Genomic DNA, 24,978 nt, shown 5'->3' on the forward strand with positions numbered 1-24,978 from the left:
GTCCCTATTATTCCTTTGTTGCCAGTCTTTTATTTTGTTTCCCCCGTTCCGCTGGTTATTTCCCTTTCTTTTTTAACCCAACGGTTGGCAAAGCCTTTTACTGGCGGTAATCTGAGAATTCTTGCTTAATCTCTGCCATGGAACACCCTATCAATGTTTGAAAATATCGCTGCCGCACCCGCTGACCCCATTCTCGGACTGACCGATCTTTTCCGCGCCGACGATCGTCCGCATAAAATTAATCTGGGCATCGGCGTTTATAAAGATGAAACCGGTAAAACACCGGTATTAACCAGCGTCAAAAAAGCGGAACAATTTCTGCTGGAAAACGAAACCACCAAAAACTACCTCGGCATTGACGGTTTGCCGGCATTTGGTCAGTGCACGCAGGAACTGCTGTTTGGCAAGCAAAATAGCATCATTGCCGACAAACGCGCCCGTACGGCGCAAACGCCGGGCGGTACGGGCGGTTTGCGCGTGGCGGCCGACTTTATCGCCAACCAGACCAGCGCCAAACGCATTTGGATCAGCAACCCGACCTGGCCGAACCATAAGAACGTATTCTCCGCCGTGGGGCTGGAAGTACGTGAATATGATTACTACGATGCCGCCAATCACGCATTAAACTTTAATGCCCTGTTAAGCAGCCTTGAAGCGGCTCAGGCTGGCGATGTGGTCTTATTCCACGGCTGCTGCCACAACCCTACCGGGATCGATCCTACGGCAGAGCAGTGGGCGCAATTAGCCGAGCTTTCGGTGCAAAAAGGCTGGCTGCCGCTGTTCGATTTCGCCTATCAGGGTTTTGCCCGCGGATTGGAAGAAGATGCCGAAGGACTGCGTATTTTCGCGGCCAAGCATAAAGAGCTGATCGTTTGCAGCTCTTATTCCAAAAACTTCGGTCTGTACAATGAACGTGTGGGCGCCTGTACGCTGGTTGCCGCCGATGCCGGCACTGCCGATAAAGCCTTTAGCCAGATGAAAGCCGCTATCCGCGCCAATTACTCCAATCCTCCCGCTCACGGCGCAACGGTGGTGGCAACCATTCTGGCTAACGATGCCTTGCGCGCCATCTGGGAGCAGGAACTGACGGCGATGCGCGAACGTATTCAGCGGATGCGTCAACTGTTTGTGAATACCTTGCAGGAGAAAGGGGCCAAGCAGGATTTCTCTTTCATTATTAACCAAAACGGCATGTTCTCATTCAGCGGGCTGAATAAAGAGCAGGTTTTACGGCTGCGGGATGAATTCGGAGTTTACGCCGTCAACTCCGGCCGTATTAACGTAGCCGGAATGACGCCGGAAAATATGGCGCCGCTATGTGAAGCCATTGTCGCCGTGCTGTAAACCAGCCAACCGATAAACGTAAAAAAGCCGGTGACAAACCGGCTTTTTTATGGCGATCTACCGCCACCGTCTCTGGGTGACATTGAAAACGCGCCGGCGTTTTTTGCTGCCGACGTTCAAGTGTTTATTACATCGCTACCAAACCGCAGGCTCATCGCGAATAAACGGATTGGTTTTACGTTCCTGACCAAAGGTTGATATCGGCCCGTGGCCCGGAATAAAGGTAATATCATCCCCTAGCGGGAGTAATTTATTGCGGATTGAGGAGATTAAAGCCTGATGATCGCCCTGGGGGAAATCACTGCGCCCCACGCCGCCATTGAAAATAACATCACCCACCTGCGCCAGACGCGATACTTTATCAAAGAAAACGATATGTCCGGGCGTATGGCCAGGGCAATGAAATACCTCAAGGGTAACCTTGCCGATTGTAATCTCATCGCCTTCTTTTAACCAACGGGAAGGCGTTAACGGTTTACACTCACTCAGCCCGAACATACGGCTCTGCGCGGGCAATCCTTCCAGCCAGAACGCATCTTCGATCTGCGGGCCGATAATCGGCACCTGATAAAATTCCGCCAGTTCAGCCGCGGCGCCGACATGATCCAGATGCCCGTGAGTCAACAGAATCTGCTTAACGGCAACGCCTGCCTGCGCCACCGCGTGTTTTATTTTATCCGCATCCCCACCGGGATCGACGATGGCGGCTTCATTGGTATTCTCACACCATAATAATGTGCAATTCTGGCTGAATGCCGTAACGGGGATAATTTGATATTTCATACTGCTCCGGGATAAACAAAATAATAACAATCCATTACAGCCAGTCAGTTTACCAGGTGCGAACAGGCCCCGTATCAATATGGACAAAATTACTGCGCGGATAATATCCAACGCCGCCGGCACGCATTTTCATCGCGGCTTTACGCAGGTTGGCAAGCTGGACGCCTTCAATATGGAAGTCCATCGCCTGCCCTTTGGTATGATAGCTTTGCTTGGCGACGCCTTTGCGATGCGCCCGCAGTTCATTATTGGTATCTATTGCGCGATACCCGGAAATCAGTTGAACCGGCTTGTTGGTTTCCAACATCACCTGTAATCGATAAAGTTGATCAAACAATTGCGGATCAATCGTTTTGACTTTGTTAGCCCGGTAATCGCGGAAAAAATGATTAAGACGGGATAACTCTTCTTTATTATATCGCCTGCCGTCAAAAAACTCGGCTTTAAGGCGTTCTCCCGTATTGAGATTATTGAACGTCAAAATACGTGGACGGGGCGTAGATAACGTAGCCATTGCCTGACCGGGAAGAAGTGCAATACCTAATGCCGCACCACCCAGCGCCAGCCATTTACGGCGATGATTGTCGATGTCTTCCATAAAGCGGATTACCTGGATATAAAGAACGGTGTCATGGGAGCACGTAAAATGCGCCGTCTGGAACCATAACCGCCTATGAAAAGTGAGTCAACCCGCTTTACTCAAGGGTTTGCGGGGGATCGCAATGATTCCCCGCCTGGCAAATAATGGGCTTATTTCGCTAAACCCAGAAATATTCAATACTTACTGCAATAACAACCCGGCTCTGGACAGAATGTGCGTCCCCGATCGCGCCGTGGCATCATAATTGTAAATATCTGTTCGGAACTGCGGCTTACCGTCATCGGCCACCCATGCGGTTAAATAATAAAGACTTACCGGGATCCTATGTTTCATCGGCACATAGGTGGTATTGCCCCGCTCCAGCGTCGACGTGATACGCTCATTATTCCAGCCGGTATCCTGCAATAACATATTGGCAAGTTCGGAGGCTTTATTCACGCGAACACAGCCGGAACTCAGCGCCCGGATATCCCGCTGGAACAAATTATGATTCGGCGTATCGTGCAGATAAATCGCTTCAGAATTGGGCATATTGAACTTATAACGCCCCAGCGCGTTATTTGCCCCCGGCGCCTGGCGCAGGCGATAGGGGAAACGGCCGGGCGACACCATCGGCCAGTCAATCATCATCGGATCGATCGCTTCCGCTTCCTGACTCCAGTCAGCCAGAATGGTGTAACCGTGGCGCTGTAAGTAACCGGGATCCTGAATAACCTTGGGAATAATATCCTGTCGCGTTAACGTCGTCGGCACGTTCCACGGCGGGTTGACCACCACATTATAAAGCGAACTGCGCATAAGCGGCGTTTTGCGCTTCGGCTGGCCGACAATGACCCGCGATGACAGCCTTTCGGCGCCATCCTGATAATAAATCAGCGAGTAGTTCGGGATATTAACCATGATGCCGGTGTGAACGTTATCCGGCAGCAGGCGCAAGCGCTGGATATTCAGCGCCAATAGCGTAGCGCGCGTTTGCGGCGAAACATTCAGCCAGTCGCGGGTTCGCTTACCAATAACGCCATCGCCATCCAGCCCCTGCCAGTGCTGAAAACGTTTTACCGCGTCGACCAATTCGCCGCTGTAGATATTTTCAGATGCAATAAGCTCGCCGTCCGCCGACGGGTTGTCCAAAGATTGACTCGCCGCCGCCGGGGATGCGGCGGTCAGCGTATGATCATTAAACAACGCACTCTCCCCGGCAGGCGCCAACATCCCTGTGCGCTGCAAAATTTCACGCAGCGCCGGCAGCGCCTGACTTGACTGCCCCGGACGTAAACTTTCAGACAGGTTCAATGTCGGCCAGGGGCGATTATCCGCCAGCATCGCCTTCAGCGCCTGATGCATTTTGGCATACTGTGAATGCTGCGGGGCCAATGCCACCACATAAGCGGCGTTATTGCCGGCCATCACCGCCTGTTGCCACTGACTGACGACCATTGCTGAAGGAGATTGCAAACGATAAGGCACACTGCTGTATAACCAGCTATTGCCATTGCTTTCCACGCCGGAAACAAACTGTAAATAGCCCAGCATGGCATCGGATAAAACAATATCACGCGCAAAACCGGTTAGCTGAGGATCGGTAAGCCAGGTCACCCAGGTGGTAAACTGCGGCTGCACGCCAGCCATCGCCAGCTCAGCCAATTGCTGTTGAAACTGCTGTACGGCGCGACTGTCCGTCCACATCGGTTGCATTTGATGCTGTGCATAGAGCGATGATAAATCGGAGAGATAATACGGCGTAATGCTTTTAGGCAACGCCGCCAACAAGCTCGCCCGGCTATGTTCCACCGAAACGGCCCCCACACTTTGGGATAGGCCAGACAACGCCACGGCTGATGTTGCCAGCACCGAAAACGAAGGAGACAGGCTACAGACCCAAATACAACCACTCCACAGTAGCCTCTGCGTTTTTCGCTTATGTAACAACATCCATTTATCCCCTGTACACATTAACCACAATGCCTTCCACGACAAGCCATTTTGATGGTGTAAATAAATTAACCCGGCTTAAATATTGCAGAGAAAATGGTTGTTTTTTTAAGTAGCAATATTAACCGGTAATTATCTGCGGCATATATTGCCTTTCCAGACTGAAATACTTCATCGGTCTTACTATCAGTATATAAAGAGAAAAATATTTTTGCTTCTCTGATGACAGGATTATTTTACTGGTCCGGCAAGTTGCCGATTAACTTTCACATAATCATCGTCAGGCTAAAAAATAAAGCCGCTCAAAAAAGCGGCTTTGCACATAAAATACTTTGTTCACCCACGCTAGGAAGCCTGTTCCCGGATCTCTGTCGCGTCACCGGCAAAGCCCCGCAGCCCTACCACATGAACGTGTTCGTTGTTCTGATAGACCTTACGAACCAGCTTATAGGTAGTGCCTTTTTCCGGGCTGATATTTTCCGGGGCGGCAATAATCAACTGCATTTCCAGACGATCGCAAAGCTCAAACAGCGTAGCAATCGACTTCGCATCCAGGCGGGCGGCCTCATCAAGGAACAATAAGCGGCAAGGGGATATGTCTTTGCCACGCAGGCGCTTCGATTCCTCTTCCCAGCTTTGCACCACCATGACCAGAATCGACATACCGGTGCCGATCGCCTCCCCGGTCGACAACGCGCCGCTTTCGGCCCGTAACCAGCCATCGGCTCCCCGGTTGACTTCGACTTCCATCTCCAGGTAGTTCCGGTAATCCAGCAGCTCTTCGCCAATGGTTTGCGGCGTCCGCTGCCCCATATCGATTTCAGGATTCAGGCGTTGATACAGTTTCGCCAACGCTTCGGAGAAGGTCAGCCGGTTACTGTTGAACAGATCCTGATGCATCTCCTGCTGTTCGGACAATACGTTCAGCAATGTAGTATGCGTTTCCCGCACGTTCACGTTCAGACGCACGCTTTTCACCTGACCGAAAGCGACGGATTGCAGCCCCTGATTCAACATGCGGATACGGTTTTGCTCGCGCTGGATGGTCTTGCGGATAATATTCGCCACGCTGCGCGAACTGATGGCCAGCATCTGCTCACGCGCGGTCAGCTCTTCCGTCAGACGATTCAGCTCAATCTCCATCTGTTCGATGGCCTCCACCGGATCGTCGGTACGGATAATATCCTGCCGGATACGCTCGCGCAGATGCTGGTATACCGCGATATAGAACTGAATTTTGCGCTCCGGGCGTTTGGGATCTTCGGAAAGACGCAGCACGTCGCGCAGATGTTCATTATCCGCTACCGCCAAACGCAGCGCGCCCAGCGCCTTGTCCGACATGGAACGCAGTTCGTCGCCATCCATATAGGCCAGTTCACGGCGGTGCAAACGCCGCTCAACGCCGTTATCCCTGACCAGGCGCATCACCGCGCACCAGCCCGCCTTGGCGGTTACCACCTGCTCGCGCATCTGATGGTAATCCCGCTCCAGTTTGCGTAATTTCTTCTGCAACCCCTCCATTTCCGCTTCACAGAACGTAATCTGTTTTTCCAACTGATTGCGGCGCGCGCGGTTATTACTTAAGGCGGCATGCAGTTCATCGCGACGCTGACGAGCGCGAGACTCGGCATCCGCATCCGCGCGCACGCCAATGTCCTGAAGCTCTTGCGTCAGCTCTTTCAGCATGTCGCACTTCGCGTCGTAAGAGCTTTTCAGCGACGCCTGCACCTGACTGTATTGCGTCAGTTGAGACTGATGCTGACGCAGTTGTTCGCGGGCCCGGGTTCGTTCCGTCTCAGCCTGCTCCAGACGATGGCGCAGTTTGTCATTCAGGTCTGCGTTTTCGCCCAGCATCCCCGCCGAGTCGGTATAGCTGAAATGCGCCCGACGTTGCACAACCTCGGTGAGCGCAAACGCCTGCTGTTTCGCCTGGCGCTGCGCATTCTGCGCCTGCACGTAATCTTCCTGAAGCTGTTGATGCTGTTGCGGATCGTTTTCCAGAACCGACGCCACTGATTCCAGCTTTGTCAGCGCCGCGCCATGTTGCTGGATAAAACGCACCGACTCTTCGGTCTCTTCCAACTCGGCGCGAATTTCCTCAACGCGATCCGGCAAGCTGTCATCGCACAACAGGCTGATGCGCGGGATCAGCTTATTAAGCTGACTGCTGCCCTCTTTCGCCTGTTCATATTGCTGACGCTGCTGCTGATTCTCACCGTCGAAATTCGCCATCGCCCGCTCAAGCTCGCCACGGCGTGAATTCAAGGCATGAATTTCCGCTTCCGGATCGTCATCAAACGCCACCGCCAGATGCGTACCGATAAAACGGCTAAAGGATTGATGCAACCGCTGGGTTTTCTGCACGTCGAATGACAGCGTGGCATAGTGCTCCGCCAGCGTTTCACGTTCGTCGCGCAGGCTTTCGAGACGCATTTCGCGCGCGGCGCGGCCAAATAAAGGCACCTCCGGGAAGCGGGAGTAACGCCACTGACGGTCGGCCACTTTCACCACCACCGCCCGCTCCAGCTCCTCGACGGCAAACACGCTGTCATCAAATGATTGCGGATCCCCTTCGATCAGGTACAGATCTTCAGGACAGTCTTCCAGACCCGCCAACTGCTCCCGCACCAATGAGAGATCCGCCACCACGATGCCGTGCCGGGAAGGGCCATAAAGCGCTGAGAAATAAGGAGCGTCATCCAGCGTGACGTCATCGTAGATTTCCGACAGCAAGACGCCGCCAAAGCGTTCCGCCAGCGCATTCAACCGCGGATCTTCGGAACCGCCGGGCTGGCTGAGGCGCTCAATCTGCGCTTCGATACTGCGTTTGCGGGCGGCAATTTCATCGCGCTCGACCGTGGTTTCACGCTCACGCTCCAGCAATTGCTGCATGTACTCCGTCACCTGCCGGCTGTCTTCAAACGTCTCGCCGCTTTGCTCGCTCAACTGGGTCAACGTTTCCTGCGCCGCCAGCCAGACCGGCGCGCGGGCGGTCAATTGCTGAATGCGTTGCTGTACCTGCTCCAATTCCTGACGCAGCGCCATGCGGCGCTCGCCGGCTTCCGCCACCAGCGACGACAGGGTTTCAATACGCGCCTCAAGCTCCTGCTGAAGAGATTCGAGATCGTCCGGCTGATAATCCTGCCCGTGACGTTTACAGAAATCCTGCAATAGCCGCTCCGCGTCCTGCTGTTCGCGCAGTCGCTGTTCCAGCTCCGATAACCGCATACGCAACGGCTGCACGCGCTCAGCCTGATAACGCTGTGAGGAACTGTCGCGCAATAGATCACGCGCCACCTGCCAGGCGTCGCCGCGGCTGACCGCGCCGGCAATCCGGGTCACCAGTTGGTAAGCCTGTTCAAACTGGCTGTGCGCGGCATCCGCCACGCTCAGTTTCTGCTCCAGCATCAGCAGCACTTCCGTGGTTTCCTGCTCTTTCGCCTGATAGCTTTCCAGCCATTCATCCGCGTTGTCGGCGGTTAGCTGCGGCAACTGGCATAACGTACGCGCACGCTCCAAGGCCTGTTGCGCCTGCTGATATTGAATCGCCCGGGTTTGCTGCACATCAAGCGCCTGCTGGTAGTCGGCAAGCTGGCTTTTCAGCTCATCCACTTCCAGTTCGGCGGCATCGGCCCGGGCTTCATTCTCAGCCTGTTGCTCCCGCGCCTCTTCAACCACTTCATTTTGTTCTTCCAGCCGGTAGCTCAGCTCTTCCAGATCCGCGTTGTAACGCTCGATTTTTTCCTGCTGACGCATGGCGGTCTGCACCAGATTCAGGTGGTCGCTGGCGGCCTGATAATCCGTTTCCAAATCGCTCTCGGCGCCGCTTTGCTCTTCGAGTTCACGGGCCATTTCAACATGGCGGTATTGTTCGGCAACCAGCTGTTTACGGCTGCCGAACAGATCGCGACGCAGTTCCAGCGCGCTATCCAGATGAATACGCCGCTCATTGGCATGACGCATATAGTCCGCGGCGACATAGGACGTGGCCTCGGAGATCAAATGCTTAAACAAATCACGATCGGACTGGGTGACGCGGATGGCTTCCAGCGTCATGCGGTTCTCGCGCAGTGCCGCTTCCATATCCTGGAACGCTTTGCGCACGCCGCTGTTTTCCGGCAGTAAATAATCGCGCAGCGAGCGGGTGATGGCGCTGGAGATGCCGCCGTACAATGACGCTTCAATCAGCCGATAGAACTTGCTGCGATCGGCGGCCGAACGTAAACGGCGCGGAACCACGCCCAGATCGAACATCAGCGAGTGGTAATCGGTGATGGAGTTGAATTGTTTGAACTGAACCCCTTCCATCTCCTCAACCCGCTCTTTCAACTCCTGCAAAGAGAGAACGCGCGCCTGACGCTCGCCGACCACCTCGGTCAGAATTTGCGTCGGCTGGATGGCCGTCGGCAGCCCCTGGATGGTGAAAGGCTTGATATCCACCTTGCGATCGCGGCCGGCGACCTGTTGCAGGCGCACCCCCACCAGCACACGCTGATGACGGGAGTTAATCACATCAAGGGTGGAATAGCAGACCCCGGCGCGCAGCTTGCCGTGCAGCCCTTTGTCGCGTGAACCGCTGGTGGCGCCGGCCTCGGTGGTATTACGGAAATGCAGTAACGTCAGGTCGGGGATCAGCGCCGTAATAAACGCCGCCATGGTGGTCGATTTACCTGCCCCGTTGCCGCCGGATAGCGTGGTGACCAGCTCATCCAGATCAAACGTGCGGGCGAAAAAACCATTCCAGTTAACCAGCGTCAGTGAGCGAAATTTACCGCGTTCAATCATTCCTGTTCATCCTCAACACTCTCCGACCGGGTATCGTCTGCGCGATCGTTTTCGTCGCTTTCGTCTTTCAGCGACAGGCTGCCTTCAACCGGCATCGCTTCACCGTCGCGAATCATCCGTAGTTGCGCCTCACGGGCATCGTCGCCGCTGCGCACATCGGCGCCGAAGCGGAATACCGATTCGGTAATACGAAACTTGCTGTTGTCGCTGCCCATGAAATAAATCATGCCCAGCCGACGCAGACGGTTGAGCGACGTGCGTACTTTTTCCTGAAGCTTTTGTCGATCCAGATCGGAACCTGTCGAACGCTGGTTAACCAGCTTCAGCAATTTGTTTTCATCCGCCAGACTGAGCAATTCTTCATACAGCTCCTGCTGACTGAAAATACCTTCATGCGCCAGACGTTCAGGACTGAGGTATAAATAGCAGAGAATTTTCCCCACCATCATATCCAGTTCAGACAAGACCGAGCGCGGGATCAGCGTCGTCGAGCGCGGACGCAGGTAGAAAAAACCTTCCGGCGCGCGGATCAGCTCCACATTGTAACGGCCGTAAAACTCTTCCAGTTCTTCCTGAAAATCCATCAGAAAGGCATGATTTTCAAGTTCTTCAATCCCGATATGACGGCCGGCGCGAAGCTGGCTGTCCAACGCGGGGAAGAGCATATTCGACAGCGCCGTCGCCAGCCTGACTGGCATGATTTGTTCAATATTTGTCGATGACATGGGCCTGTACCTTGGCTCCGTAATCATTGATTACCTGCCATAGCGCAGGCAATCCGGTGAAATCTGATTCGGCCACACCCAAGCGGACAGCCTGGTCGACCACGATTCGGGCAACATCAAAATGCCGAGAGCGGGGATACTGCGTGAGATACTCGCGCATCACATCGCTTAAATTAAGCGGTATTTGTTGCGCCTTATATTTATACAGCGCCTGTTCCACCAACGCGATCAACTGCTCGCGCATCTCGCTGAACTCTTCATATTCCAACTCCGGCGGCAATTCGCCGGTCACTTCGTCACTGCGTAACGCCAACTCCTCATCACGCATATCCAGCAAACGATCGGCGTTGGCGAAAGTTAATGCCCACGGACTGTCAAAATAGCTTTGCACCGACTGGCGCAACCGTTGGGCGAACACCCGGTTTTTATCCATATCAATGGCGGTACGGATAAATTTATGCACGTGGCGATCGTAACCGATCCACAGATCAATGGTTTGCTGGCCCCAACTGACGATACGGTCAAGTTTGCTTTGCAGATCGAATACCAGCTTATCAACAAATTCCAGGTTATTCGGGTTGTTCAGAATCGCATCCTGGATACTCAACAGACTGGCCTGCAATTTGTCGCCCGCCGCTTCCAGCGTATCCTGCAATTCGCGCAGCGTGCTTGATGTTTCCGTCAACAGCTGTTCACAACTGGTGATCGCCGCGCGCCAATCCTGGCTCAGCAAGGCGGCGATATCGTCTTTTACCCCCTGCTGCTGTTCATCCATCAGCCGTTGGGATAGATCGATGCTGTCAAAAATTTCCGCGACGGAATATTTCAACGGCGCAAAAACATGCCGATGCCAGTGAAACTCGTCGCCGCCCTCTTCCGCCGCATCAGCCGCACGTTTAAGCTCCTGAGCCACGATAGAAAGCTGCATGGAGAGACGCAGCGTCGAGAACTCACGCTGGCGAATGTAATAATCGGTAATGCCGATCCCCAGCGGCGTCAGGCGATAGATGGCATTGCCATCCGCCAGTTCGCTGGTAAAGCGATTAAGCAGCCGTTGGCGCACCAAATCGTTAATTGCATTATTGGCGCGCACGGCAATGGTTTCGTTTGTCTGATCAAATCCCTGACTGACATGGCGAAAAGCATCAACCAGTTCGCCTTCGCTCATTTCACCATCCATGCGCTCACCATTAAGTGTCGCTATCGCCAGCAAAAAAGCCAGACGCTCCGTGGGAAGTGAAAGGGAAAAATCATTTTTTCGTGCCCAGGCCACCAGTTCGGGTACAGTCTGGGAAAAATCACTCATAATGCATCCTTCAAATGGGGTTTGCGCGCCATGACATGGATATAGCGCCCCAGACTCACAAAGGGCTCCTGCCGACAGTAACGCTGCTCAAGTTCCAGGATCTCGGCAAAATTATCACTTTGTTGCTGCTTATTCTGCAAATAGTCATGAAACACCCGCACGCCCGTCTTACCCCGGATAGACAACCCCAGCTCATCAAGCCAGCCATAAACCTGCTGCGGATCCAGCGGGTGATCGGGCGATAGCGACCGCCGTTTACGCTTCGGCATGCCGGCCTGCACATAGGCAAAATTACCCAATACCATATTGCGCATCAACAAAGCATGCTGGTTATAGAACATCAGCGACAACACGCCGCCCGGCGACAAACAATCATACAATATCTTAAGCGCCTGCTGTGGTTGCGCCACCCATTCCAGCACCGCGTGAAACAATATCAGATCGGCGGGCTTATCCATATATTGACCGATATCCTGCGCGGCGCTTTGTACAAAACGCATGTTATGGATCACATCCTGTGCGCCGGCGGCCTGTTTGGCGCGCTGAATCATCTCATCTGATAAATCGCACAACAAGACCTGATGTCCTAAAGCCGCCAGACGGCAAGCCATATGTCCTTCGCCGCCGCCCGCATCCAGAATGTTCAGGGGCCGGTCGGGAAACTGCGCCAGCAGACCGCTGAGATCCTGCCATAATACCGCCTGTCGCAGTCTCCCCTTGGTGGTGCCATAAATGTTCCGGGCAAACTTTTCAGCGATATCGTTAAAATTGCGATCCTGCATCAGTCAAAGGTTCCGCATAATGATAGTCATGGCTAATAAAAAATGCGTGGCAATCGCGCGCACCGGGCTTGGTTGAAGCTGCTATTCTGGCACAGGCTGACGTAGAATAAATCGTCTTACCTAATGATATCTGCCCGGATGCGGTTTTTTTCACCCACAGGATGCAATTGTATGCTTTTCATCGTTAAAAAATCTATCGGCGGCCTGTTGCAGCCCTTACCGTTGCTGTTGTTATTAATGGGCATCGGTCTGTTGCTGTTGTGGCGCACGCGATGGCAACGCGGCGGTAAAACGTTGATTCTGGTGAGTTGGCTGACGCTGGTGTTGATCAGTATTCAGCCCGTCGCCGATCGTCTGCTCTTGCCGTTGGAAAAGCATTATCCCACCTGGCGGCAGAACCAGCCCCACGTGAATTACATTGTGGTATTGGGCGGAGGATACACCTATAACCCGGACTGGGCGCCAAGCTCCAACCTTATCGGCAACAGCCTGCCGCGCGTAACCGAAGGTATCCGGCTTTATTACGCCAACCCCGGCGCCAAAATGATTTTCACCGGCGCCGCGGCGCAAGGCAATCCGGTGAGCAGCGCGAAAACGGCGGCGCTGGTTGCTGAAAGCTTAGGGATCCCGGCTCAGGATATCCTGATACTGGATACGCCGCGGGATACGGAAGAAGAAGCCGCCAGCACGGCAAAAATCGTCGGCAGGCAGCCCTTTTTACTGGTGACCTCGGCTAACCATTTACCCCGCGCGATCCGTTTTTTCCAGGCGCAAGGCTTGAACCCGATCCCCGCCCCCGCTAATCAAATGGCGATTACCACGGCGCTGAATCCGTGGGAAAAGGTATTTCCTTCGGCTTACTATCTGTCGCACAGCGAGCGGGCCTGGTATGAAACGTTAGGGCGCCTATGGCAAAGCCTGAAAGGCGTCAAAGCGGCGCAGAACTCGCCGGATCAATAAGCGTCGCCGGCTTTTATTCCAACCAGGGGGACAGCTCGCACGAGGCGGCATCAAACAATCGGCGATCCAGTTGGCCGGTATGAATATAGCGGGCGACGGCTTCCCAGATAACGTACAGCCAGCGGCGGTAAACGAATGACTCGGCAACCGGCGCTTTGCTGAGATAGTGATATAACAGCTGTTCCGGCATGCCCGATTCGCATAGCCGCAGCAGCTCGTACTCTCTGGGCGCCCAGAGCATCATGCCCGGATTGATCATCGCCAGTAGCTGATCGCTGCGGGGATCTTTCAGCATACTGCGTAAAGAGAGATTACCGTGCACCAACACACAGCTATCGTTGAAATCATCAAATAACGCCGGGAGGCATTGACGGGAACGGTATAGCAGACTGCGATCGCCCTGCGTCAATAACGGCGCATTGATGTTGAGCAGCGTGGCCCACAGAACTTCCAGGCGCTGTTGATACCAGCTAAACCAGTCATTTTCCTGCGTGCTGTCAACCGAACCGACACAACCGTGGCTATCGATACGGTGCCAGGCCAGCACGCTTTCCACGATTTGATCCATCAGCAGCGTCCAGCGCTGCGCCGTGCGGGTCGGCGCCTCCACGGAAACGCCGCGCAGACGTTCGATCAACAGCAGCTCTTTATAGGGCGGTTGCTGGGTAATCACCACGCCGTATACCGTCGGTAGCCGGACATCGCCTTCACGCGCCAGCATGGAAAGCTTATAGGCCTCCTGCTGCGCCACCCCCTGACAAACGTAGCTTTTCGCTAGCAACGGGATAGCATTGCCTTCTTTATCGTACAACGCGTACAGATGCGCGTAAGGCTGTTCGCTTACGCACTCCAGCCGACTCAGGCTTTCCCCAAGCACCGTACTTAATTCAGCTTTCAACAGTTCCATAAATGGCTAAAACCTCTACTGAGCAGAATCGCTCCATTTGCCATCATGCGGTCAGCCGGTGACAATTTCCTCAATACAGATCAAATAAAGGAAGATCGGCGGTCGTTCTGGATAACCACCCTCTTCATGATGCGCTCACGTCAACGCGCCATGACTTCCCGCACGCGCGCCAAATCCTCCGGCGTATCGACGCCCACGCTGGGAACCGCTTTCGCCACCGCAACGTGGATTTTTTCGCCATACCACAGGACCCGCAGTTGCTCCAGCAGTTCAATTTTCTCCAACTGACTGGGCGCCCAACTGACATAACGGCGCACGAAACCCGCCCGATAGGCATAGATGCCGATGTGCCGCAAAAAATGGTCGCCGATGGTCTCTTTTGAATGCGCAAAGCGCTCACGATCCCAGGGGATGGTCGCACGGGAAAAATACAGCGCGTAACCTTGCGCATCCGTCACGACTTTAACCGCATTAGGATTGAACGCCTCTTCACTGGTTTCAATCGGCACCGCCAGCGTCGCCATCCCGGCGTGGCTGGCGGCCAGATTTTCAGCGACCTGACGGATGATCACCGGCGGGATTAGCGGTTCGTCACCCTGCACATTGACAATGATTTCATCATCGGAAAACCCGTAGCGTTCAATCACCTCCGCCAAACGCTCGGTGCCGGAATTGTGATCCGGACTGGTCAGGCAAACCTCGCCGCCAGACTGGCGGACCACCGCCTGCACATCCGGATGATCGGTCGCCACAATAACCCGCTGCGCCCCCGACTCCTGGGCGCGCTCCATAACATGCACAACCATCGGCTTGCCGTTGATATCGGCCAGCGGCTTGCCCGGCAAACGGCTGGACGCAAAACGCGCCGGAATGATGACGTTGAAGTTCATTGAGTTATCTCGTCAGCCCCTAACGTACGCGCTTCGTGCTCCAGTAAAACAGGAATGCCGTCGCGCACCGGATAAGCCAGCCCATCAACCTTGCATATCAGTTCCTGTTTTTCTTTATTAAAGTACAGTCGTCCGTTACAGACCGGACAGGCGACAATTTCAAGCAAACGGTGATCCATGCTTCCTCCATCAAGAAGCTATCTATATCCGTTATCTTTCAAGTTGCAGCGAGTTGGCTTGCCGCGCCTCAAAATCCATCGGGTATAACAAGGTTAAAATACAACAAACATCGTCAGTCGCAACGCTGGCGCCGGTCTTTCCGCGACAGTTGAAGCAGCTTGTCTAATCGGTTGAGCAATTGTGCGGCATGCGGTTCGGCCAACACCGCGTCAACCGGCAAATACCACCAGTTTCGGCAGGCGAACGGCTTGCATTTGACCGCATCCTTTTCCGTCATCAGCAAGGGTTGCTTTTCATCAACGGTCAGTCGTTTTAGCTGGTCGGCCTGATAGCTTTGATGATCGGCAAAAGCCACCTCACGGGAAACGCTCACGCCTGCATCACGAAGCGTAGCAAAAAAACGCTGTGGATGACCGATGCCCGCCATCGCCACCACGTTCGACAACCGATTCACCGGGCATTTTTCCCCGGAAACCAGATTAACCGCCATTCCTGCCGTCAAGTGCATGGCGATCTCACCGGCCTGCGCCGTTCCGCCGTTGACGATGACCGCATCCACCGATCGCAGCCGGTTTTCCCGCTCACGCATCGGGCCGGCCGGCAACCACCAGCCATTGCCAAAACGCCGAACGCCGTCAATCACCACCAGTTCGATGTCGCGCTCCAGCGCATAATGCTGCAATCCGTCATCGGTGATCACCACATCCAGCGGATAACGCGCCAGCAGCGCTTCCACCGCCTGACGCCGCACCGGCGCGACGGCGACCGGCGCGCCGGTGCGTTGATAAATCAGTACCGGCTCATCGCCTGCCTGAGCCGCGGTAACGCCATCACCAACCAGTAACGGGTAGCATTCCGCTTTGCCGCCGTAACCACGGGAAACGACGCCCGCCCGATACCCTTGGCGCTGCAACTGCTCTACCAGCCAGATAACGACCGGGGTTTTGCCGTTCCCCCCCGCCGTCAAATTTCCCACCACCATCACCGGCACCGGCGCTCGCCAGCGTTTACGCCATCCCCAGCGATAACTTAGGCGTATCAAGAAAGTGATAAGCCCGTATAACGCCGACAAGGGTATTAATAGCCAATAAAGCGGCGAGCGTCCCGACCAGATTCGCTCAATCATTCGCCAAACTGCATTTTATGTAATTGGGCGTAGGCGCCATTATTTTCCAGCAGCGCCTTATGCTCGCCGCGTTCAATAATACGCCCGTCTTCAACAACCAGAATCTCATCGGCTTTCTCAATGGTGGACAGACGATGCGCGATAACCAACGCGGTACGATCTTTCTGCAACTCATCCAGCGCCGCCTGAATGGCGCGCTCCGACTCGGTATCCAGCGCCGAGGTCGCCTCATCGAGGATCAGAATAGGACAGTCGCGCAGCAAGGCGCGGGCGATGGCGATACGCTGCCGCTGCCCGCCCGACAGCAGAACGCCGTTCTCGCCGATCATGGTGTCCAGTCCGTTTTCCATCTTGCTGATGAAATCCATGGCATGCGCCATTTTAGCCGCGCGCTCCACCTCTTCCCGGCTATAGCGGTCATTACAGGCATAGGCGATATTATTGGCGATCGTGTCATTAAACAGGTGCACATTCTGCGACACCAGCGCCACCTGACTGCGCAGGGACGCCAGCGTGTACTCGCGCAGGTCATGCCCGTCCAGCAGGATTTCGCCGGCCTGAATGTCATAAAAGCGGGTGATCAGATTGGCGATGGTGGATTTACCCGATCCCGAACGGCCGACCAGCGCGACGGTTTTACCAGGTGGAATATGCAGGCTGATATTTTTCAACGCCAGATTCTCTCTGCCCGCATAGGCAAAATCAACGTTGCGGAACACCAGATCGCCCTTTGCCCGGCCAAGCTCCAGTTTGCCGGTATCTTTTTCCTGCTCCATATCCAGAATGGCAAACAGCGTCTGGCAGGCGGCCATACCGCGCTGGAACTGGGCATTAACGTTAGTCAGCGATTTTAACGGACGCATCAGCGCAATCATTGATGAGAAAACCACGGTAATGGTCCCGGCGGTCAGGGTGTCCATAACGCTTGGGAAACTGGCGGCGAACAGCACGAAAGCCAGCGCCAGCGAAGCAATCATCTGAATAATGGGATCGGAAATCGATGAGGCGGAAACCAGCTTCATGCCCTGCTGGCGCATACGGTTGCTGACCTTGTTGAAGCGCTGAGCTTCCACCTCCTGGCCGCCGAAAATCAACACCTCTTTGTGGCCTTTCAACATCTGCTCTGCGCTGGTGGTGACCTGCCCCATCGTATTCTGCATATTTTTACTGATATCGCGAAAACGCTTGGAGACCAGCCGGATCGCCACCGACACAATCGGCGCAATCACAATCAAGATGATGGATAGCTGCCAGCTATAGTAAAACATCAGAATGAAGAGACCGATAATGGACGCCCCTTCCCTGACCACCGTAATCAAGGCGTTTGAGGATGAGGCGGCGACCTGCTCGGAATCATAGGTAATACGGGACAACAGCGTGCCCGTTGATTGCTGGTCGAAAAAGGTAACCGGCATTCCCATAATGTGGTTGAACAGGCGGCGACGCATGCTCATAACCACTTTACCGGACACCCAGGCCACGCAATAACTTGACACAAAACCCGAGGTGCCGCGCATCAGCATCAGTCCGATAACCACTAACGGCATCCAAACCAAAACGGTACGATCGGCTTTGCCAAATCCTTCATCAAGTAATGGCTTAAGCAGAGACAACATTAAGGTATCGCCAGCCGCATTAATAACCAGCGCGATCGCGGCCACAATCAGCCCCGCTTTAAAAGGAGTGATCATCGGCCATAGGCGACGAAACGTCTGCCAGGTGGAGAGATCCTTATCATTCAGCATGCAATAAACCTGAACCGGGAAGAAATAGCCGCCTATTCTACTCATTATACCGCTTTACGCCAAACCACCGATGATACCAGCGGGGCGATATTTGCTCTCTGAAGCGCAGCAGATGCCACGAATCGTTGAAAAAACGCACACTCAGCTGTCCTGACATCGCCGTATCAAGCCATTCATAGCCATACTGGCGATAACGCGCCACAATTTTTGTCGACGGCAGACGCCACGGATTATAGCGCGCGCTGGAAGAGATAATGCGCTGTGCGTCAACGGCGCGGATAAAAGGCGGCGAAGACGAACTGCCGCTTCCGTGATGAGGAATTTGTAACAAATCCGCAGCCAACGCATTTCTTTGCCATTTAACCAGTTGCCGCTCCGTTTCGGTCTCAATGTCCCCGGTCAGCAATACGCGGTGTTTTCCATCGTCGATACGCACCACGCAGGAATCGTTATTCTCCGCCCTCTCGACCTGCGACACCGGCCACAATACGGTAAAGCGCAACCCCTGCCAGCGCCAGTTTACGCCCTGCCGACAAGGCTGATGGCCGTCCTGTCTGAAAGCGCTGTAAATTTCCGCGTCCGGATACGCCGCTGTGACGGACGCTAATCCGCCGGCATGATCGCTATGGCTGTGGCTCACAATGATTTTTTCCATCACCAAACCACGCCACCGTAGATAAGGCAGTATTTCCCTGGTCGCCATGTCGCCGCCGTCCCAACGATTTCCGGTATCGTACAGGATCGCTTTCCCGTTACGCTCGATAACCACGGCAAGTCCATGCCCGACATCCAGCATGTCGACCCGCCAGTTGGGTTCCTCATTTTTTATCCGGGACAGGGCCAGAACCAGGACGACGGCAACCACACTGGCGGGATAGTCGCGCCACCACGTAAAGCGCCAGATCACCACCATCAGCCACCCGGCAATACTGCCGATAAGCAGGGACGCGTGTAGATCAATCCAGCCGGTCTGCATCACGGTCAGCGGGATAAACACGGCTCTCAGCGACCTGTCCGCCAGCCACCATAACCAGTAATTCAGTTCGGTGACGAACATCATGGGCAAGGCCAGCAGCACTAAGGGCGTGGTGATCAATGACACCACCGGCACGGCCCATAGATTTGCCGGCAAAGAGGTCAGGCTGAATCCATGAAACATACTGAGTTGCAGCGGCATCAACAGCAGCGTCATCCCGGTTTGCAAATGCAGCCAGCGTAGCCAGAACCAGCCAAAACCGGTTTGACATCGTTGCGGCAAGGGCGCCCACTGAAACCAGAAAATCAATGAGGCCACCGCCAGACAGGATAGCCAGAAGCTGTCGGACAGCACGCTGAGCGGGTCACAAACCAAAATAAGCGCCACACACCATAGCCATACCTGCCATGGCGAACAGATGACGCCTTTCATCCTCAGCAGGATCCACAGGCTGAGAGCCAATGCGGCCCTTATCGCCGGGGGATTCCCGCCGGCGAGCCATACATACCCCCACGCCACCAATCCACTGGTGAATAAGGGAAAACGGTAGCCGATTGTGTGCTCCGGCAAAAAATATTGCATCGTCCGGGCGATCCCCCAGCCGAATAATGCGGCAAGCGCAATATGCAGCCCGGAAATCGCCATCAGGTGCAAGGTGCCAGTTCTCTGGAGCGTAAGCTTGGTTTCGGGACTGACGGTTTTCATTTCGCCGAAAGTCAGCGCCAGTAAAATAGAACGCCACGGCAGCGTCATTATCCGTTGTTCGGCATGGGAAATAATACGCTGGCGCAGACCACAGGATGGGTCGATCGCCTGCGCCGACATTATCCGTGCCGATAATGGCTGACGCCTGGATATCGCCCAGCGTTGACTGTCAAACCCGCCTTGATTCAGGCGGCTGTGTACCGGGCGAAAATTGGCGGCGATCCGCCAGCGTTGGCCGCCGCACCAGCCCTGCATGTTTTGTGACAATGTCACATTCGCGTAAAGGGGTGGAAATATCCGCTTCTGGTCTATTTTCTCCAGCCGGATAACCACCCGAGACTCATCAAGTTCGGCAAAACGCATGCTGTTAATCGTGACGACCGCGTTGACCGGGCGCGATGTAACCTGCTCAATTTGTTGCAATAGCGTTTGCGCCGTTAATCCCGCCCAACAAAAACCGAACAGAACGACCGCCATTATCCGTAACGCATAATGAAGATGCCGCCACCCCATCATCACGGCCAGCGCCATCCCGCCCCATAGCACGCCGGTTGGGGGAATTTTCGGTAGGATCAGCAACGGCAAAATACCGAGGATCGCGGCAATAGCGACAGCGCTTACGGATAATCGGCTCATCACCCCCCCCTGGAAACAGCGCTTAGCCGTACCAATGTTTTTAGGAGAAGGAATAGTGCGCCATCATGACCCGTTGGCGCAGGTCAAAAATCAATCTATGCAATAGGCTGCGCAATCAATATTGTCGGTTTCAGTCAATTAGCGGGAGGTATGCGAAGCGCATTCAGCTTTCAGCGCGGGAAATGAGCGCCAGGTATCTACAGCAAACCGGCGCGGGGGTAAAATAGCGCGGCAGGGATAAAAACAATCAGGGATCGCTTAGGCGATCCCTGATTGTTACAGCGGTTAGGTTCAGCCGCTCGGGTTATTTCACTTCACCCATGGTTTTCAATTTCTTGGACAATTCACGACGCTCTTTCGACAGATCGGCGTTTTTAATGATGTAATCATCCACGCGATCTTCATAATCACTGCGCATGCTGGCAATGATGCCCTGAATGTCTTCGATGGTCATGCCAGGCTTAATGTACTCGCTCAGGTTATCGAGCAGTAATACACGCTTCTGGTTATCACGAATTTTCTTTTCGTTATCGACGATTTCACGTTGCAGTTTATTTTTACGACGAAACATACGCACAAACTCCAGAACATCCTGGAAACAAGGCTTAGTATCCTTATCCATTTTTCTACCCTTACTTAAGTCATACACAAATTCTCAATATGCTAACCATACAGGTTAGCAGCTATCTGCGACAAGATGGTTTTCTCCGGAATCGATTAATTACCGATAATACACGGCGATACGTTGGCTATTCACCTGCTCGATAGCCACCTCGGTATCAAAGATATCTTCGAGTATTTCAGAAACCATAATCTCTTCGGGCTTACCGCTGTAGATAATCCGCCCTTTGCGCATGGCGATAATATGGTCGGAGTAGGCTGAGGCAAAATTGATATCGTGAATGACCAGAACAATGGTTTTTCCCAGTTCATCCGCCGCCCGACGGATCTGTTTCATCATTGCCACCGCATGTTTCATGTCCAGGTTATTGAGCGGTTCGTCCAACAGCACATACTCCGTATCCTGACATAAAACCATGGCCACATAGGCGCGCTGCCGCTGTCCGCCTGAAAGCTGATCCAAAAAACGGCCTTTCAATTCGGTCAGATCGAGAAATTCCAGCGCCGCATCTATACGCTGACGATCGTCTGCATTTAACCGCCCTTTGGTATAGGGATAGCGCCCAAACCCAACCAACTCGGCCACGGTCAACCGGCTGGTAAACTGATTCTCCTGCCGCAGCACCGACAAACAGGTTGCCAGCTTGTCACTCGGCGTCCTGGCGACATCCATGCCGTTAACGCGGACCTGCCCGCGATCGGCGTCCAATAAGCGGCTGATGATGGACAATAACGTCGATTTCCCTGCCCCATTAGGGCCGATAATCGAAGTCACGCCGCCCCGGGGGATGGTGGCGGTAACGTTTTCCAATACCGCCATATGATTATAGGTTTTAGTTACATCGCCGATCTCAATCACACGGAAACCTTTTTAAGTAACAATAGAATAAACAGTGAACCACCGATAAATTCAATCACCACCGATAATGAGCCGGACATCCCCAGCAGATGTTCCAGCAGCAGTTGTCCGCCGACCAGGGAAATAATGCCCAGCAGAAAGGCGGCCGGCAGCAAAAAACGATGTTGTCTGGTGCCAATAATCATATACGCCAGATTGGCCACCATAAATCCCAGAAAGGTCAACGGCCCGACCAGCGCCGTCGATATCGCCACCAGCACGGAGACCAACAGCAAAATCACCGTCACGCTGCGCTTGTAATCCAGCCCCAGATTAATCGCGGTATTACGTCCCAGCGCCAACACATCGAATCGAAAGCGCATCCGCCATATCACGACGGCGATAATCACCGAGATCGCCGCCGACAGCCCGATCAACTCAGGCGCGGCGCGCGTGAAGGTGGCGAATATACGGCCCTGCAAAATAGCAAACTCACTGGGGGAGAGTAAGCGTTGCATCAGGTTGGCGACGCTGCGAAACAGCGTGCCGCAGATAATGCCCACCAGCAAAATCAGATGCAGGTTGTTACCATTTCCGGTAAATAACCAGCGGTAAAGCACGGCGGAAAACATCACCAGCAACAACGCCTCGGTGATGAATTTACCCTGAATGCCCAAACCCGGTATGCCCTGAGTACCGAAAATAAAAATCAAGGCGGTTTGAATCAGAATAAACAGCGCCTCAAACCCCATGATGGAAGGCGTCAGAATACGGTTATTGGTCACCGTCTGGAACAACACCGTCGATACGCTGGCGGCAAACGCCACCAACAGCATCGTCGCCAGCATCCATCCCCGATGCGTCAGGATATAGCGCAGATTGCTGCCGAGATTGACGGTCATAAATATCGCCATCGCCGCCAGTGACAAGGCGCCCAACAGCAATAAACGCCGGCGGGGAGATAATCCCCGTTGTTTTTCGTGCGCCACGGCAGGCACCGCCGAATTCACTTTATTAACTGACATGACGTTTTTGACTTAGCAGCAGGAGAAGAAAAACGATAGCCCCGATGACACCCAGAATGACGCTGACCGGTATCTCAAACGGATAGCGAACCACCCGGCCGATGATGTCGCACAATAACACCAGGCCTCCCCCCAGCAGACACACCCACGGAATGGTTTTACGGATATTATCGCCCATTATCATACTGATAAGATTGGGAACGATAAGGCCGAGGAACGGTAAAGCGCCAATCACCACCACCACCACGCCGCTCACGACCGCCACAATCGACAGCCCCATCAGCATCACCCGCCGATAGTTAAGCCCGACATTGACCGAAAATTCACGCCCCATGCCCGCCACGGTGAAGCGATCCGCGATCCAGCAAGCGACAAGCGTCAGTATACCGACCAGCCACAGCAGTTCGTAGCGACCTTTCAATACGCCGGAAAAATCCCCCGACTCCCAACTGCCGAGCGCCTGCAACAGATCAAAATGCATGGCGCCGAACGTGGTGATCGCACTGATAACGGCGCCGAGCATAATCCCCACCAGCGGCACCACCAATGCGGATTTCAGCACTATCCGCCGCAACAGCAGCATAAATAATAGCGTACCGGCCATCGCAAACAGGCTGGCGACAATCATTTTGACAAACACGGAAGACGTCGGCGCCAGAACCATCATAACCAGCAGGCCCAATCCTGCGGACTGGGTTGTTCCGGCCAATGACGGCTCCACGAAGCGGTTTTGCGTCAACAATTGCATGATCAAACCGGCCACGCTCATCGCGCTCCCCGCCAGCAGCAATGCCAGCGTTCGCGGAATGCGGCTGATCAGGAAAATATCGCGCATGGACTGATCGCTCCACAGCGCCTGCATACTCACCCGGCCGGCGCCGACAAACAGACTGGCAACGATCATTCCGCCCAGCAGCATGATACCAAGCGCAAAATAGAAAGGTTTCATTGTTCCTGCCACGATCGTGCTATTGCTTATTCAACGCGTTATCGACGTCCGTAATCAGCTTTTTATAGCTTTGCAGGCCTCCGGCGATATAAAGCGATGCGGAATCCAGATAAACGATATGATTATTTTGCCAGGCGTTGGTCTTATGAATCAGCGGATTGTCCAGCACCTGCCGCGCCGACTCCCCGCCCGCCTGCCCGATGGCGCTATCGCGATCCAGCACAAACAGCCACTCAGGATTTACGCTGAGTATGAATTCCGAGGTCACCACATTACCGTGCCGGCCCGCCTGCGGAAATTCCGTGGCGGGGGTAAATCCCAACTCATCAAAAATAAATCCAAAACGCGATGCCGGGCCGTAAGCCGACATTTTTCCGCCGCTGATCATCAGCACCAGGGCATTACCGGCATTGACGGCTTTAGCCTGGGTTTGGGCAATCTGCTGTTTAAAATCAGCTAACTGTGCTTTGGCTTCCTCTTCTTTGCCGAAGAGGGTTCCCAATTGTTCAATACGTTGGGAGAAACTCTGCATAAACTGGTTTTCATCAACGTCGAGCGATATCGTCGGCGAGATGGCGCTCAACTTATCGTAAGCATCGGTGGCGCGTCCCCCGGCGATAATCAGGTCAGGTTTCATGCTGCTGAGCACTTCATAGTCAGGCTCGAACAACGTGCCGACGTTGATGTATTCACTGCCGCGATATTTGGCAAGAAACTCAGGCAGTTGCGTACTGCTCTGCGGAACGCCGGCCACCTCGATATTCAAGGCATCCATCGTATCCAGGGTGGAGGGATTGAAGACGACGACTTTTTGGGGATGCAGCGGAACCTGCGTGGTTCCTTGCGCATGCTCAACGGTTATCGTTTCCGCGTTTTCTGATGACGAAACCGCCTGATCGCAACCTGCCAGCGCGAGCATTGACGCGAGTAACGTCGTTTTCACCGTAAAAGCTACGTTCACCTGCATTATTTTCCCCTTTCGCTGATTATCGCTTGGGACAATAGGCCGCAAGCAATAAATAAAAGAATCTAATTATCATTCGCATTAAAGGGGAAATTGTACCCGAATGGGCGTCAACATGCCTAGCAATTATACCCGCGCGGGATTTGACCCACATCAGGAAAGCGACACAGAAAACCTATTCAATGATATTCTTATTGC

20 protein-coding genes are annotated in these 24,978 nt (G+C 54.1%); 2 read left to right on the plus strand and 18 right to left on the minus strand.

Features of this window, described 5'->3' with window-relative positions; translation table 11 throughout:
- The first annotated feature begins 153 nt into the window (after positions 1-153).
- On the plus strand, positions 154-1,344 hold the full coding sequence (locus tag HOY33_RS01955) for an amino acid aminotransferase (RefSeq protein WP_172288054.1): 1,191 nt from the start codon (positions 154-156) through the stop codon (positions 1,342-1,344).
- Positions 1,345-1,479: 135 nt separating this feature from the next.
- Here the strand turns inward: HOY33_RS01955 and HOY33_RS01960 are convergent, their stop codons facing one another.
- The 7 genes from HOY33_RS01960 to cmoM form a co-directional block, all read right to left on the minus strand.
- Positions 1,480-2,127 (minus strand): MBL fold metallo-hydrolase, encoded by a 648-nt coding sequence (locus tag HOY33_RS01960; RefSeq protein ID WP_172288056.1) that lies wholly within the window; start codon positions 2,125-2,127, stop codon positions 1,480-1,482.
- Positions 2,128-2,176: 49 nt separating this feature from the next.
- Entirely contained in the window at positions 2,177-2,725 is a 549-nt protein-coding gene (locus tag HOY33_RS01965) for a YcbK family protein (protein ID WP_172288057.1), read from the minus strand.
- Between the two features lie 183 nt (positions 2,726-2,908).
- The gene (gene ldtD, locus HOY33_RS01970; RefSeq protein WP_172288059.1) at positions 2,909-4,660 is read right to left on the minus strand and encodes a L,D-transpeptidase; all 1,752 of its coding nucleotides are present in this window, start codon (positions 4,658-4,660) and stop codon (positions 2,909-2,911) included.
- Between the two features lie 345 nt (positions 4,661-5,005).
- A complete protein-coding gene (mukB, locus tag HOY33_RS01975; RefSeq protein WP_172288060.1) occupies positions 5,006-9,445 on the minus strand; it encodes a chromosome partition protein MukB in 4,440 nt (1,479 codons plus the stop codon).
- Positions 9,442-10,170: a chromosome partition protein MukE gene (gene mukE / locus HOY33_RS01980; RefSeq protein WP_172288062.1), complete on the minus strand. Its 729-nt coding sequence runs from the start codon at positions 10,168-10,170 to the stop codon at positions 9,442-9,444. Before mukE ends, mukB begins: the two co-directional genes overlap by 4 nt.
- On the minus strand, positions 10,151-11,476 hold the full coding sequence (gene mukF / locus HOY33_RS01985) for a chromosome partition protein MukF (RefSeq protein ID WP_172288064.1): 1,326 nt from the start codon (positions 11,474-11,476) through the stop codon (positions 10,151-10,153). The genes mukE and mukF overlap by 20 nt, the downstream gene beginning before the upstream one ends.
- Positions 11,473-12,258 carry a tRNA uridine 5-oxyacetic acid(34) methyltransferase CmoM gene (cmoM, locus tag HOY33_RS01990; RefSeq protein ID WP_172288065.1) on the minus strand — a complete coding sequence of 262 codons (786 nt, stop codon included), beginning with the start codon at positions 12,256-12,258 and terminating at the stop codon, positions 11,473-11,475. Before cmoM ends, mukF begins: the two co-directional genes overlap by 4 nt.
- A 171-nt stretch (positions 12,259-12,429) precedes the next feature.
- Between cmoM and elyC the strand changes: the two genes are divergently transcribed.
- Entirely contained in the window at positions 12,430-13,218 is a 789-nt protein-coding gene (gene elyC, locus HOY33_RS01995; protein WP_172288067.1) for an envelope biogenesis factor ElyC, read from the plus strand.
- A gap of 13 nt (positions 13,219-13,231) precedes the next feature.
- On the opposite strand, the gene HOY33_RS02000 is transcribed toward elyC, so the two are convergent.
- From HOY33_RS02000 to HOY33_RS02050, 11 genes are all read right to left on the minus strand, one after another.
- The gene (locus HOY33_RS02000; protein WP_172288068.1) at positions 13,232-14,125 is read right to left on the minus strand and encodes a YcbJ family phosphotransferase; all 894 of its coding nucleotides are present in this window, start codon (positions 14,123-14,125) and stop codon (positions 13,232-13,234) included.
- Between the two features lie 140 nt (positions 14,126-14,265).
- A complete protein-coding gene (gene kdsB, locus HOY33_RS02005; protein WP_172288070.1) occupies positions 14,266-15,015 on the minus strand; it encodes a 3-deoxy-manno-octulosonate cytidylyltransferase in 750 nt (249 codons plus the stop codon).
- Positions 15,012-15,194, minus strand: coding sequence for a Trm112 family protein (locus HOY33_RS02010; protein WP_172288071.1), 183 nt, complete (start codon positions 15,192-15,194; stop codon positions 15,012-15,014). The genes kdsB and HOY33_RS02010 overlap by 4 nt, the downstream gene beginning before the upstream one ends.
- A gap of 113 nt (positions 15,195-15,307) precedes the next feature.
- Positions 15,308-16,321, minus strand: coding sequence for a tetraacyldisaccharide 4'-kinase (gene lpxK / locus HOY33_RS02015; protein ID WP_172288073.1), 1,014 nt, complete (start codon positions 16,319-16,321; stop codon positions 15,308-15,310).
- Positions 16,318-18,066 carry a lipid A ABC transporter ATP-binding protein/permease MsbA gene (gene msbA, locus HOY33_RS02020; RefSeq protein WP_172288792.1) on the minus strand — a complete coding sequence of 583 codons (1,749 nt, stop codon included), beginning with the start codon at positions 18,064-18,066 and terminating at the stop codon, positions 16,318-16,320. The genes lpxK and msbA overlap by 4 nt, the downstream gene beginning before the upstream one ends.
- A 37-nt stretch (positions 18,067-18,103) precedes the next feature.
- On the minus strand, positions 18,104-20,383 hold the full coding sequence (locus HOY33_RS02025; RefSeq protein WP_172288074.1) for a ComEC family protein: 2,280 nt from the start codon (positions 20,381-20,383) through the stop codon (positions 18,104-18,106).
- Positions 20,384-20,687: 304 nt separating this feature from the next.
- A complete protein-coding gene (tmaR, locus tag HOY33_RS02030) occupies positions 20,688-21,005 on the minus strand; it encodes a PTS system regulator TmaR (RefSeq protein WP_172288075.1) in 318 nt (105 codons plus the stop codon).
- 99 nt (positions 21,006-21,104) lie between these two features.
- Positions 21,105-21,863 carry an ABC transporter ATP-binding protein gene (locus HOY33_RS02035; protein WP_172288077.1) on the minus strand — a complete coding sequence of 253 codons (759 nt, stop codon included), beginning with the start codon at positions 21,861-21,863 and terminating at the stop codon, positions 21,105-21,107.
- On the minus strand, positions 21,860-22,867 hold the full coding sequence (locus tag HOY33_RS02040) for an iron chelate uptake ABC transporter family permease subunit (RefSeq protein ID WP_172288078.1): 1,008 nt from the start codon (positions 22,865-22,867) through the stop codon (positions 21,860-21,862). The genes HOY33_RS02035 and HOY33_RS02040 overlap by 4 nt, the downstream gene beginning before the upstream one ends.
- A complete protein-coding gene (locus HOY33_RS02045; protein WP_172288080.1) occupies positions 22,857-23,816 on the minus strand; it encodes an ABC transporter permease in 960 nt (319 codons plus the stop codon). The genes HOY33_RS02040 and HOY33_RS02045 overlap by 11 nt, the downstream gene beginning before the upstream one ends.
- A 19-nt stretch (positions 23,817-23,835) precedes the next feature.
- Positions 23,836-24,777, minus strand: a complete 942-nt coding sequence (locus tag HOY33_RS02050) for a siderophore ABC transporter substrate-binding protein (protein WP_371734375.1) — start codon at positions 24,775-24,777, stop codon at positions 23,836-23,838.
- Positions 24,778-24,978 lie beyond the last annotated feature (201 nt).

This window comes from Brenneria sp. hezel4-2-4 (genome assembly GCF_013155275.1).
GTDB lineage: Bacteria > Pseudomonadota > Gammaproteobacteria > Enterobacterales > Enterobacteriaceae > Brenneria.